This window comes from Nostoc sp., from assembly GCF_036919675.1.
Classification (GTDB): domain Bacteria; phylum Cyanobacteriota; class Cyanobacteriia; order Cyanobacteriales; family Nostocaceae; genus Nostoc.
The window spans coordinates 52,580-65,484 of record NZ_JBALCP010000022.1; the positions used below are offsets into that span (position 1 = coordinate 52,580).

8 protein-coding genes and 2 pseudogenes are annotated in these 12,905 nt (G+C 39.2%); 3 read left to right on the forward strand and 7 right to left on the reverse strand.

Annotated elements, in window-relative coordinates; genetic code table 11:
- Positions 1–118 precede the first annotated feature (118 nt).
- The 5 genes and pseudogenes from V7K49_RS02250 to V7K49_RS02270 form a co-directional block, all read right to left on the reverse strand.
- Positions 119–1,756 carry a tetratricopeptide repeat protein gene (locus V7K49_RS02250; RefSeq protein ID WP_335204347.1) on the reverse strand — a complete coding sequence of 546 codons (1,638 nt, stop codon included), beginning with the start codon at positions 1,754–1,756 and terminating at the stop codon, positions 119–121.
- Between the two features lie 221 nt (positions 1,757–1,977).
- Positions 1,978–2,253: a hypothetical protein gene (locus tag V7K49_RS02255; protein WP_335204349.1), complete on the reverse strand. Its 276-nt coding sequence runs from the start codon at positions 2,251–2,253 to the stop codon at positions 1,978–1,980.
- A 102-nt stretch (positions 2,254–2,355) separates the two neighbouring features.
- The gene (locus V7K49_RS02260) at positions 2,356–4,422 is read right to left on the reverse strand and encodes a tetratricopeptide repeat protein (RefSeq protein ID WP_335204351.1); all 2,067 of its coding nucleotides are present in this window, start codon (positions 4,420–4,422) and stop codon (positions 2,356–2,358) included.
- Positions 4,423–4,646: 224 nt separating this feature from the next.
- Positions 4,647–4,853 (reverse strand): annotated as a pseudogene (locus V7K49_RS02265) (DUF4058 family protein); the annotation flags it as partial.
- A 159-nt stretch (positions 4,854–5,012) separates the two neighbouring features.
- Complete coding sequence (locus V7K49_RS02270; protein WP_335204353.1) at positions 5,013–5,552, reverse strand: SH3 domain-containing protein; 540 nt, start codon at positions 5,550–5,552, stop codon at positions 5,013–5,015.
- A 288-nt stretch (positions 5,553–5,840) separates the two neighbouring features.
- Between V7K49_RS02270 and V7K49_RS02275 the strand changes: the two genes are divergently transcribed.
- Positions 5,841–6,722, forward strand: coding sequence for a TauD/TfdA family dioxygenase (locus V7K49_RS02275; protein WP_335204354.1), 882 nt, complete (start codon positions 5,841–5,843; stop codon positions 6,720–6,722).
- An 88-nt stretch (positions 6,723–6,810) separates the two neighbouring features.
- Here the strand turns inward: V7K49_RS02275 and V7K49_RS02280 are convergent, their stop codons facing one another.
- Together V7K49_RS02280 and V7K49_RS02285 are read right to left on the reverse strand one after the other, a co-directional pair.
- Positions 6,811–8,319, reverse strand: coding sequence for a UbiD family decarboxylase (locus tag V7K49_RS02280; protein WP_335204355.1), 1,509 nt, complete (start codon positions 8,317–8,319; stop codon positions 6,811–6,813).
- A gap of 395 nt (positions 8,320–8,714) precedes the next feature.
- Positions 8,715–9,437, reverse strand: coding sequence for a carbonic anhydrase (locus V7K49_RS02285; RefSeq protein WP_335204356.1), 723 nt, complete (start codon positions 9,435–9,437; stop codon positions 8,715–8,717).
- Between the two features lie 623 nt (positions 9,438–10,060).
- Here V7K49_RS02285 and V7K49_RS02290 point away from each other — a divergent pair.
- Together V7K49_RS02290 and V7K49_RS34495 are read left to right on the forward strand one after the other, a co-directional pair.
- Positions 10,061–11,383: a hypothetical protein gene (locus tag V7K49_RS02290; protein ID WP_335204357.1), complete on the forward strand. Its 1,323-nt coding sequence runs from the start codon at positions 10,061–10,063 to the stop codon at positions 11,381–11,383.
- A gap of 937 nt (positions 11,384–12,320) precedes the next feature.
- Positions 12,321–12,538, forward strand: a pseudogene (locus V7K49_RS34495) (hypothetical protein); the annotation flags it as partial.
- Positions 12,539–12,905: the final 367 nt, after the last annotated feature.

Sequence of the window (12,905 nt, forward strand, 5' to 3'; positions counted from 1 at the left end):
TAGGCGCTCATACCAATATTTCTGAATTTAACTGAAAAGTTAGATCCCCGACTTCTCAAAAAAGTCGGGGATGTGGAGCGTAGCTGAAAATTGCTATTTCTCCGAATTTATGGATTTTCTAGAACTTTAAAATATCTAATGATTCTTCTATTTCTAAATCTAATATTCTTTCCCGTGTATCTTTGAGTGCTTCTAGTTTACCTTCTTGACGATAGATGTCTGCCGCTTTTTGAAAATCTTCAATTGCTCCCTGTTTATCTGCTATTTCTAAACGGATATTGCCACGATTGTAATAAGCATCTGCATAATTTAAATTAATCTGTATCGCTTGAGTATAATCTTCAATTGCTCCCTGAAAATCTCCTAAATCAGAACGAGCATTACCACAATTGTAATAAGCATCAGCATAATTACGATTAATCTGTATTGCCTGGGTATAATCTTCAATTGCTCCTTCAAAATCTCCTAAATCAGAACGAGCATTACCACGTTTTTTATAAGCGATCGCATCTTTAGGATTAATCTTGATTGCTTGAGGAAATCCCGGTTGAGAGCCTAATAAATAACGAGCAATCCCACGGTTTTTATAAGCATCAGCATAATCGGGGTTAATTTTAATAGCCTGAGTATAATCCTCAATAGCTCCCTGATTATCTCCTACATGAGAACGAGCTTCAGCCCGGTTTTTATAAGCTACAGCAACATTAGGATTAATTATGATAGCCTGGGTATAATCATTAATTGCTTCTTCTAATCGCCCCAGTTGAGACAGAGCTAAACCTCGTTTATTGTAAGATTTAGCATCATGTAGATTCATCTGAATTGCCTGAGAATAATCTGCGATCGCCGCTTCATAATCTCCTATTTGATAGTGAGCCAAACCTCGTTTATAATATAAATCAACATCGCTACATTTAACTTGTAAGGCTTGATTATAGTTGGTGATCGCATTGGGATATTCTCCTTTTTCAAAACATTCATCACCTAATTTTACATAAAGTATATTTAAATCTTCATCACGATATTGTAAAGAATTCTCTAATTCAGGTTGAAAGGAAGATTTGAGCAACTGATTATTAGTTGGCTTAGGTGCAATTTGCTGCTTCGGGAGATATTTGTAAATTGATGGTTGTTGCTTAGAAGAATTATTTATAGAAGATTGTAACTGTTCTAGATAGCACCATAAACCACCACCATACAGTAATTGTTCTATCCCAAATGAAATTTTCCCAGTCTTCAACTTAATCATCTGGGTTGGCAGAAAGCCAGCCAAAAAAAGGTGATACTCAGATTGTGCTTCACTCACATCTTCTTGAATCAAAATGCAAACTACAACTGCATTTTTTTCAACCTCTTCAGAACTAATTGACCATCTAACTCTATCAATATTCCCATGACGAGATTTCACCTCGATACCAATAGATGGGTCAGAAGTCAAGGTAAAATCTATATTCCCATCGCCGCCGAATCGCTTTTCATAATCGACTTCGGTAATAAAATCAGCTAAACGTTCTTTGACAACTTCCTCACCCAACTTCCCTTTGAGATAGCTAATAAAAACGTCACGCACTGGCGAAACACGCTTATATTTCTCAGCCATCAGCCAGCAAAATTCCCGTAGTGCCTTTAATCTATCTCCAGAGATTATAGTTAATTCACTATATTGACCTTCTGTTTCACAATGAAGCAGACAACCAGATGTTAACCTTTTAATAAAATCAGACTGTAGCGATCGCAGTAGTGTAATCCAGTCCATTTATGTTTCTGCGAATCTTTTGATGAGATTATTCTATTAAAATATCCATTCGGCGTAAACCTTTTAATTAGCTTGGGTGATATTCTCAAAAATTGCTTAATATTATGTATTATATCTTAATTTAATTTAACTAAATTAGTTTTGCCCAAAGGGAGTGTATTAGGACATAGTAGCCTCGCGTCTGACATCGCTACTTTTTACGGTTGAATATGAGTAGTAAATTATTGATAGATTTGCCGGAGTTCTTCTAGAGTATTCACAGTTTTGATACTAGTGAGAATAGCCCTTAATATCTCTACGTTCTGTATCTGTTTATCAACGAATCTTTGCCCTAGTTCTGCATCCCGAACGACTTGCTGTAACTCTTTGTCCAAAAAAGTATAGCCTCGCTTCCAGTCTATTCCCTCCGCAGCAACAGGAAAGAAAAATTCAATGCATTCCTGAAAATAGGTTTCTATAGCTTCTTTCCAAGGGCTGTCATATTCATCGTTGGACATTGGCAAGATTTACATCAGTTTTGAAGGTGCGGCCATGTTTGATTATGCCAGAGTTTTGAAAAGTTGGGGGAAGAGTGCGATCGCACTCTTTACATTTTACTGTCAAGGCATTTGCCACACTTTAACAGTTTTGTCATAACCACCACTAACAATATTTTTACCATCTGGACTAAAAGCTACTGACTCCACATAGGATTCATGCCCAAAAAGAGTGATAATTGGTAGTCCAGTTTGCACATCCCATAGTTTAATCGTTTTGTCATCACTACCACTCACAAGGATTAGACCATCAGGGCTAAAAGCCAAGGATGTCACTGCATTAGAGTGACCTTTAAAAGTACGTATCTGCCTATTATTTTGCCAATCCCAAAGTATGATGTTATTGTCTTGACTACCACTAGCCAGAGTCTGACCATTTGGACTAAAAGCAATAGCACGAACACTTTGTTGATGTCCTTCTAGGCTATTAATTTCTGTGCCAGTTTGTACATTCCATAGTTTGATAGTTTTGTCGCTGCTTCCACTGGCGATAATATTATTGTTTGGACTAAAACTCAAAGACTGAATATAATCCGAGTGACCAGAGAAGCTGCGAATTTGTTCTCCAGTTTCTATATTCCAAAATTTAATGGTTTTGTCATCACTTCCACTAGCTATGGTCTGTCCGTCTGGATTAAAAGCAAGGGAACGAATCCAACCAGAATGCCCTGATATGGTTTTGTCATAACTTCCACTTGGACTAGAACCAAGGGAAAGAATCCAATCAGAATCCCCTGATAAAGTAAGGATTTCTTCTCCTGTGCTTACATTCCAAAGTTTAATAGTTTTTTCAGTACCGGAACTGGCAATAGTTTGACCATCAGGGCTAAAAGTTACAGCAAGAACTGAACCTGAATTTCCAGAAAGTGTTTTAATTTCTCGTCCTGTCTTTAAATTCCATAGTTTGATAGTTGAGTCTTCACTCCCACTGGCTAAAGTTGTTCCATCAGGACTGATAGCTACTGAGCGAACCGCAGCAAACATTCCTGAATGTCCTGTGAGGTTATATGTTAATAATCCTTTACTGTAATCGGCATTGATGTAATCTTGATTTGCTGCTTCATATTCTCCAATTTTATCGTGAGCGATCGCACGTTTATAATATGCTTCATAATACTTATAATCCAGATTAATAGCATTATTGAAATCCTTAATTGCTTTTTCTGGTTCCCCTAAGTTTAAATTAATAAGTCCGCGTTTATAGTAGGCATCTGGATAATATGTCCTAGCATCGTCTGCCTGATTATCAATAGCCTGGGTAAAGTCTTCAATGGCTTTTTCATATTCACCCAATTCAGCCCAAACAGAACCACGTTTCAGAAAAGCAGCAGGATAATTGTCAGCAGTTAACTTTAATGATTCTGTTAAATCCTTAATCGCTTGTTGATAATCTTTTTGTTCAATATAGATAATAGCTCTGCCTAAATAAGCATCATAAAAGTCAGGATTTAGTTTAACTGCTAAATTAAAATCATCAAGTGCTGCCTGATAATTACCAAGTTTGATGTAAACAGTACCTCGTCCTAGTAATGGCTCAACATATCTGTCTTTGTCTTCAGCAAATTTGGGACTAACATTCATTGCCATAGTATAATCTGCAATAGCTCTTTGCTGATCTCCTAACTCTGAATACGCACGACCTCGGCTTGCATGGGCTTCTGCAAATTTACCATCTTTACTCAAAGCATCGCTGTAATGCTTAACAGCAGCCTTATAATCTGCTTTTTGTTGAGCCTTTTCAACTCCTAATTTATAAGATTCTAGAGCAGCAGACACAAAGGAATCTTTTTTATCACCTATATTAATCTTAACTAAGTTAAGCTCTTGAACTTCAAAAAAGAAATCTACTCTGCCAATTAAAGATAGAGGAGCGAAAGTAGGCACAAAAGTTGGCGCAAAAGTTGGCGCAAAAGTTGGTGCGAAAGTAGGAGCAATAGTTGGCACCAATGTTGCCCTTAAAATAGAAATATCTGGGATAAAAGAACTCCCTGTGGCAATAAAATTTGTAGCTTTTTCCAAAACTGCGAGTGTCTTTTCTACCTGTAAGGATGATAGATATTTATTTATAGGAACTGCCTCAGCTACTCCGTACTTTGTTATAAGTATACTAGGTAAAACAATCTCTGTCATACTCAGAATCGATGCGAGTAAAATACAAAGTATAAGTTTATAGAGGTGCTGCAATACATTATAAAATTTTATAAATACAGCTTGTTTTGCTTTTTGTAGTGTAGTCAAGTTCATGCTTTTAGGAATCCAGTCTTACCTTACAAGGAATCTCAAGTTAGTATTCCCAGTTAAGTAATAAAACTCTCAAATTCCAATTAAAACTCGCACTACTGTAAACCCTTTTCCTATAACAGTGCATCCGCCCAAGCTACATCAACTTCTGACAACGCTGGTACTGGCTGTTGACTATAATTTACTACCAAATCATACCCGTAGATATCATATACATCATTTAACAATGTCTGCAAATCTATAACTGGTTCCGTATCTCCAGAACGCAAAGGTACGGAAAAAGGTGGAATTATATCTTGTAAATTAAAAGCATATAAGTCAGTATAAGAGGATGTTTTAAAAGTCCTCTTGTCGGTAGCAAAACGTTCTAGATCCCTCTAAATCCCCCTTCAAAAGGGGGATTTAGAGGGATCTAGAAGTGCCTAAAGTCACAGCGAAACACTTTTCAAACAACCTCTTAGGGGGTTGGGGGTGCGGTTCTAAGAACAACTGGTAAGGGCTGCACCACATTGATCTTTCCTTGTTAACCAACCTTTAACACCTTGATATTCTACCTGCGCCCAATCTTTCTGACAGCCTAACAATTTGACAACCGTATTAGCAGGAATTCTTCGCACTTTTTGGCTTTGTTGACTGGTACTAGCATATAAATCCACGCCATTAGTACCGTAGCCCCGCGTTGTTAAGCCTAATTTTGGCACAAATACCCATCCAGTTCCTTGAAAACCATCACTAGCATTAGTAATCTGTACCCAATCTCCAGCAGCACCAATAACCTGAACTGTTTCGTTGATGGGTATTTGCCCTAGAATTGTGTTATATGTACTAGCACCACTCCGCACATTTAAACCCTGTGGATCTGTATCGGTGACATAGGCAAGAATATCGCACTTTTGAGGATTAGTTGATTTCGCTAAAGCTATTTGATGAGCTATACCTGTATTGAGTATCACACTAATACAACTGAATGCCAATCCTATCACTAACTTTGATACTGGATTTTTCACTTTTTTTGTCATAATTTGTTTAATTTTCTGGCATCAGTACCTAAAGTTGGAGTCTTATTTGTATCTGATAATCTACCCAAATAAATTAGGGTTAACTTTGTAACGTAGTTCCTTAAAAGGGATTTTAGTCCTGTAATAACACTTATAATTTTACAAAATTTAGTCCGGCGATGTCTACGACGGGCTACGCCTACGCAGATGGATGCAACACAACGACATATTGAGTATTAAGATTGTCGGTATATGGTGTAGTTAACGCCAACAGTGAGTTAAAATTTCGACAAACTTTTATTAAGTTATATGAATACCAAGATACAGCCCATATCAGATGCCATAGGTCAAGAGATTATTAATCTCGATAATGTCAGTATTTTAGAATTAGACAAACAAGAAATTATTAGCCTATTTAAAGCTAATGGGATTTTACTTTTTAGAGGGTTTGATGTTGATACTGGCATTTTTAAAGAATTTACCAATCTATTGAGTATCGATTTTATAAATTATGCTGGTGGTGCATTCAGTAGGAGGGTAATTAATGGAGATGAAACTCTTTTAAGTGTAAATGATTTTAAGTCTGAGATTAAATTGCACGGAGAAATGTATTATCAGCAGAATATCCCACTTATGCTGTGGTTTTTTTGTGCTAATCCACCATTAGAAGATGGTGAAACTACGGTATGTGATGGCAGACATTTTTTTAATGAAATTAGTAGTTCAACCAAAGAGTTATTCAGGAAAAATAAGTTAAAATTTACTGTTCGGATATCTAAAGAGGACTGGCAGAAAAAATACCAAACCAATAACTTGAATACACTAGAAGAAATGTGTCAGAAGAATAATACACATTTGACAGTAAATGATGATCAATCAATTCTGCTTGAATACATTTTTTCAGCCATTATCCCCAGCAGATGTGGAAAGTATCAAGTGTTTATTAATAGTCTATTGCCCACAAAGCAGTTAAGCCCAAAAATTCTTAAGTTTGAGGATGATTCAGAAATTCCTGAAGAGGTTGTCTCTGAACTTAATGAAATTGCTGAAAAAATAACCACGGAAATTTCGTGGCAAAAAGGGGATATTTTAATGATTGATAATACAAGAATACTTCATGGTAGAAGAGCTTTTGCTGATGATCAAAGAGATATTTATATCAGGCTATGTTCTCCAGCTTTTTCATTCTGATATTTTGTTAGTTTTGGGTAAGTTCAACTGATAAAAATCAGTTAAGCTGATAGCCAGCAGAGATTTTTACCAGTTTCTATCTAACACGTTACCTCATATCATAACCAAACAAATTCGGGTCTACTTCTCCTAACTGCAACTCTGCCAAACCATACTCTGCCCATCGCCTCTCTACCATCGCCGCCACATCTGGATCAGATTCCAAAGGCGAACCCCATTCATGGTCTGTTTCCGGCGGAATCTTTGTAGTCGCATCAATTCCCATGCGTCCACCTAAGCCAATCTTTTCACTGGCAAAATCCAACGTATCAAAAGGTGTATTTGGCAGAATAAATACATCCCTCACTGGGTCAACTTTGGAACTAATTGCCCACACCACTTGACGCGGATCGCGAATATTTATGTCTTTATCCACAACAATGACAAATTTTGTGTATGTAAATTGTGGTAAAGCACTCCAAAACGCTAAAGCTGCCCGTCGCGCTTGTCCTGGATATGCTTTATCAATAGAAATAATCGCTGCTTTGTAACTCAAAGCTTCCATTGGTAGGAAGAAATCGACAATTTCTGAGACTTGTTGCCGCAGAATGGGAGTATAAATGCGATTTAGTGCGATCGCCATCATCGCTTCTTCTTTAGGTGGACGACCGCTAAATGTTGTTAAGTAAATCGGATTTTTCCGATGCGTCATACACTCAAAGCGTATCAACGGCGAATCCTCCACGCCGCCGTAATAACCCATGTGGTCGCCAAAAGGCCCATCTGGCAAAACTTCCCCTGGTGTAATCGTTCCTTCCAAGACAAATTCTGAATCTGCGGGAACTTCCAAATCTACGGTTTTACACTTCGCCAATTGCACACCCGAACCGCCGTAAAGTCCAGCAAACAACCATTCTGATAAATCTACAGGAATGGGTGTAGCAGCTGCCATGATAATTAGAGGATCTACACCAAGTGCGATCGCAACTTCTAATTTCTTCCCACGTTCGGCCGCTTTTCGCAAATGCCTTGCCCCACCCCGCACCGATAACCAGTGAACCGTCATCGTAGTCTGAGATTGTAGTTGCAAGCGATACACACCTACATTGGGTGTACCCGTCTCACAATCTTTGGTAATTACCAGTCCCAGCGTGATAATTTTGCCAGCATCACCAGAATAAGGACGTATCAAGGGCAACTTATGTAAATCTAAATCATTACCTTGAAGCACAACTTGCTGACAAGCAGGGAAAAAGTCCCGTCCTGGTTTCGCCTTCACCACGTCAAACAGTACTTTTCCAAAATCTATCGCCTGGGAAATCTTCTTCGGCGGTTTTGGTTGTTGCAGCATACCCAGTTTTTTCCCCAGAGTTTCCAACTCCTCTGGATGCTGCATATTCATCGCCCAGCAAATCCTTTCCACAGTTCCCATCAAATTCACCGCCACCGGGAAGGAAGCGCCTTTGACGTTTTCAAACAACAACCCTGGACCACCTTTTTGTAGCATTCGGTTGGAAATCTCAGCAATTTCTAAATCTGGGTCAACTAAAGCTGAAATCCGCCGTAATTGTCCTCTTTCTTCTAGAATTTTAATGAATCCCCGCAAGTCTCTCGCCATTGTTCTAATAAAGCTGATTATTTAAGAAGTGTGAAGCGCTTTCTTATCAGTCTAAGCGATCGGTGTAAAACTAAAAGAAATTTCAGCAAAATTCTTGTAGGGTGTGTTAGGCGCATATTTCGATATGATTTGTCACAAAAAATATGACTCTCGCGACTAACGCACCGTTTTATATAACAGTGCGTTAGTCTAAAGCCGTAACACACCCTAACTTTTGATTTACTTTATAAATAGTCTCTAATGGGTGTTTGGTGAAATAATATAAGGAATATTTTTCTAATTTGACTAATGAATGTGATTAATTTTCAAGATTATTAATAAAAAATATTTTATAACTAATAATTTTTTGCAACATCATTAAACTAAAAATCCTACGCCTAAAATGTGTGAGATTTTCAGGTAATAATGTTGACTTTACCAGTGTCGATATCGTAACAAGCACCAACAATTTTTAGTTTATCCTCACGGAGCAATTTGGCTAAAATCGTTGAGCTTTCCTGTAATTTTTCAGTCTGATATTGAATATTAGCTATAACCGCATTTTGCATATTATCACCCGTTCTTAACTTTACTCTTTCTACAGAAGGTTTGATGCCCTCAATAATCAAACCAATTCTGCCAGGAAGTGGTTCGTTTTTGATTGCTTCTGCTACTGCACCGCATCTTTTATGACCCAAAACCACAATCAACTGCGAACCCAATACTGCTGTAGAATATTCCAGACTACCTATAACCGTGTCACTGACAACATTACCAGCAACTCGCACGACAAATAAATCTCCAAGTCCTTGATCGAAGACGATTTCTGCTGGTACTCTGGAATCTGCACAGCCCAATATGGCAGCAAAGGGATACTGAGCTTTAGCAACTAATCGCAGATGTTCTAATGATTGATCGGGATATTTACGTTTTTGATCGATAAATCTTTGATTACCATCAAGCAAGCGTCTGATAGCTTCATTAGGACTGATTAGATTAGGGTTAACTGGATGAATATCAGCAACAGTAGTTTGCTCTGTATTCCAAAAACTATCACCAAAAGTAGTAGCTGCAATACCTACCACACTTGCGAATTTTAAGAAATCACGTCGCCCTACAAATCCATTAATTCGACTCATCAATCTACCTGACAACAACAAAGCTGTTCTCCGGAAGATATCAGACTCAAGCAAGATGTAAGAGTACCCTTTTACACGATTTAAGAGTCATTTAATCTTCACATTACATGGGAATTTAGAACTTCTACACTGTACAGATTGACTATTATGTGTATCAAGGAAAATCGATATCATCTGTCAAATTTAAAGCTAGAGTTAGCCATAACCCAATACGGCTCAGTTAAGGCTTGATCCTCCCTAACCCTCCTTAAATTAGAGCAAGCCTTTTTAAGGGGAGCCACTAGTACCGCAAGGCGGAAGTCAAAAGTCAAAAGTCAAAAGTCAAAAGTATTATGGAATGGGCTTTTTAGGGATTTTAAATGGTTGCTCTATTTACGCCGTGGCGTACTAGGGTCTTAAGGAACCACTGCGGCTTGGGGGTTTCCCTTATGAGCAAGTGATTGGGGGGATCTTCCTGGACAAAGTATCACTAATCCAAGGTATTGAGTCATAACTAGGATAGTTTTTCCAACACATTATCTTCTAGTTACAAAAGAGTATAATTCGTGTCAAAAGCCAAAATGATCTATTGTTTATATTTCCTATATTTTTTGGGAATACTTAACATAGTACTGGCTATAGATATGACTTTTTTAAACAAAATAAACTGGAATTTACTACGTAAAAATTCTCAAAATAGCTCTGGGATAGATCCGTCTGCCCCAAGCCTTCAACCTGTAGTGCAGAAGAAACCTACAACACCATCAACCCCCAAAAACCTTGCTGAATTAGAGCATGAAATGGAGTTAGAGAGGCGGGTTCTCAAAACCTCCCCTCAGCAACTGCATAGCAAAGCCAAGCGGGGTATAGGTAGTAGACTTATTTGGATAGCAATACTTATAGGCATTCCCGTTGGTGTAATTTGGGTGGCGAACCAGCCTTACCCGGTAATTCGCCGTCCAGTGATGCTCCATGCGCCTTTTTTGTTGCTACCCAGCTACATCAGCATGGATAATCACTATCGACAGGCGTTGGTATCAGTCGAGCAAGCTGAACAATTGATTGAAAAAGCTACTAGTCCAGCAGATTTGGCTTTGGGAGAACAGAAGCTACAAGAAACACAAAAACATCTAGATAAGTTGCCAACTTCCTTTGTCAACGATTGGTCAGAATACAGATATTGGTGGTACGACTCGCACTTTAGCATCTACGGTTTTAATGCATTTCGGAGTAAAGTTGGGCAGCTAGAAGCTAAGGTTTTTCAGGAAAAGAATGCTCAGTCCTTGCTTACCGATAATATGCAGACCCTCTTAAATGCAAAACAGCAATATGAACGGGCTGCAACAGCAACTGATAAACAGACTGCAACAGCTGCTTGGCAGACGGCGCTTAATCAATTAGAGCAGATTCCTGGTCAAACCCTAGCAGGAAAAACTGTACAAAATCAACTAGATACTTATAAGCATGAGTTTCAGGAAGTTATTGGATTGGCAGCTGGGAACGATCGCATCAGTGCCTTAATCACCGCAGCCCGGCAGTTTTCCTGGCAAGCTGCCAAAGCTGGTCAAAATCCGCCGCACACCGTAACTGAATGGCAACAGATAGAAAATTTATGGATAGAGGCAATTGAGCGGCTCAAAGAGATTCCTTCAAAAGACGTGGCCGGTTATACCGAGGCACAGAAGTTATTAGCAATTTATCAGGCTAATTTAGGTCAAGTTAAAATCAGGCGGCAAGCTGAGGCGGATGCTGTGGAGGCAATAGACGCAGCGCAACGAGAAATCGGAAGGTTGCTGGCTTCAATTCCTGCTGATGCTCATGATGTGGAGCGCAATCGGGTGTTGAGCCAATTGCAGAGTATTATTAATCAATTAAGAAAAGTGCAAAATGGCACAACAGCCTATCTAAAAGCTCAAGAGTTACTACTGTCGGCAAATAATAAACTAAGGCAGCTTGAGGCTCAATAAATAGTGGCGATCGCTTTGGTATGATCCGATTGGCTAACTATGTGTTTTTTGTTTGATTTCTAGCCAGTTGTGGTGAAGCGGTGACGTTCGCTCTGCTTGTTTACTGCATCCACCCTAAAAGGGTAGTTCACAGAGCGCAAAAGTCAACAACTGGCCATTGGGTGGGATTTTTGAGACGGGAATCGATCCCTTGTAGAACTTTCTCAATGTCCCAGTAACCCTGCTGATATCTCAATTAAAACTGCAATAGAAAAATTTTGGATGCCAAATTGCCAAAAGCACTCAATCAATTTTGATTGGGGCAAACATAGGCATTTTTATCCGATGCAAAAACGCCCCAGCTTTTCTCTGGAGAGGCTTTGCAGGAGTTGTTGTGACTCAGCAGTATATCAAGAAGTGATGCAGAGCTTTATCAGGACTTACGCATCGAAAACCTGAAACCTCGTTCGCGTAGCGCACTCCTCCCTAACCCATGCCACTTGATGCCAGTCCGCTTAAGTCAAAAGACCCGCCCACGCGGCCCTGTACTTGGGGAAACCCCTCTGAGTAAGTGGCTCCCCTTAAAAAGGAGGGATCTTAAAAAGCCAACTTTTTAAGGAGGTTAGGGGATCTCTTCTGCATAAGTCCTATTTATATATAGGAAGTTCACTATGCATTCCTATTTAATGGGGGTTTTGGCAGATCCGGGTAATTTACTTTCTGGTGACTTTTTCCTGAATGAATGTCCTGTTTTACCTTTTTACTCGCTGTAGATGTGATTAGAAACGCAAGGATTATTGGGGAGAATTCTTTGAGCATCGAAAACGACGGTCGCGGCAGTGGCAGGAATTGTTATAGCTTTTGCATTAACCCAAGTATGCTAGTTATGCTGCCAAGCGATCACTTCAGGTAACTTAAGTAATAAAATCCCCTCCAGTCAGAAAATTAGGAGGGGCATATGTTAAATGAAATAATTACTGTCTATGCTATCACTGATGATCTCTTGAAGGCGATGCCTACAGCAGGCTATTCGGTGTCACTGCTCATGAAGATTGTCTTATAAAGATGAGCGATGCAGAAATTATTACAACGGCTATTTGTGCTGCAATGTTCTTTGATAGTAACCATAATAAGGCTTGCTGCTATCTCAAAGACCACAAGTTTAGCCCATATATGTGACAAAAGTCACGATTTAACGAAGATTACACGGTATCTCAATGCTAATTAATAATTCATTACTGGAGTATTTGATTGAGTTTGATTTGCAGTTGCGCGTAGCGCAACCGTACATCTGGTTGCGTGCGATACCGAACAGCCCGCACTTGGGCATGGTTCGACTACTTCGGCTCCTTTCGGCTCCTTTCGGCTAACCTCGACTTACCTCGACTTCGCTCGGCACAAGTCGCTCAGTACAGGTCCGCTCAGTACAAGTGCGCTCACCAGCCGCTCAGTGACCACCGCAGGCATCGCATTCGACTTTTTGCACCCTGGAGTCCGATAACTAGCAACTTGGGTAATAAGTTATAGATAGCGATCGCTATCG

Excerpts from the sequence above, each read along its gene's own strand:
- V7K49_RS02250 (WP_335204347.1), bottom strand. The coding sequence starts at position 1,756 with ATGGACTGGATTACACTACTGCGATCGCTACAGTCTGATTTTATTAAA.
- V7K49_RS02255 (WP_335204349.1), bottom strand. The coding sequence starts at position 2,253 with ATGTCCAACGATGAATATGACAGCCCTTGGAAAGAAGCTATAGAAACC.
- V7K49_RS02260 (WP_335204351.1), bottom strand. The coding sequence starts at position 4,422 with ATGACAGAGATTGTTTTACCTAGTATACTTATAACAAAGTACGGAGTA.
- V7K49_RS02270 (WP_335204353.1), bottom strand. The coding sequence starts at position 5,552 with ATGACAAAAAAAGTGAAAAATCCAGTATCAAAGTTAGTGATAGGATTG.
- V7K49_RS02275 (WP_335204354.1), top strand. The coding sequence starts at position 5,841 with ATGAATACCAAGATACAGCCCATATCAGATGCCATAGGTCAAGAGATT.
- V7K49_RS02280 (WP_335204355.1), bottom strand. The coding sequence starts at position 8,319 with ATGGCGAGAGACTTGCGGGGATTCATTAAAATTCTAGAAGAAAGAGGA.
- V7K49_RS02285 (WP_335204356.1), bottom strand. The coding sequence starts at position 9,437 with ATGAGTCGAATTAATGGATTTGTAGGGCGACGTGATTTCTTAAAATTC.
- V7K49_RS02290 (WP_335204357.1), top strand. The coding sequence starts at position 10,061 with ATGACTTTTTTAAACAAAATAAACTGGAATTTACTACGTAAAAATTCT.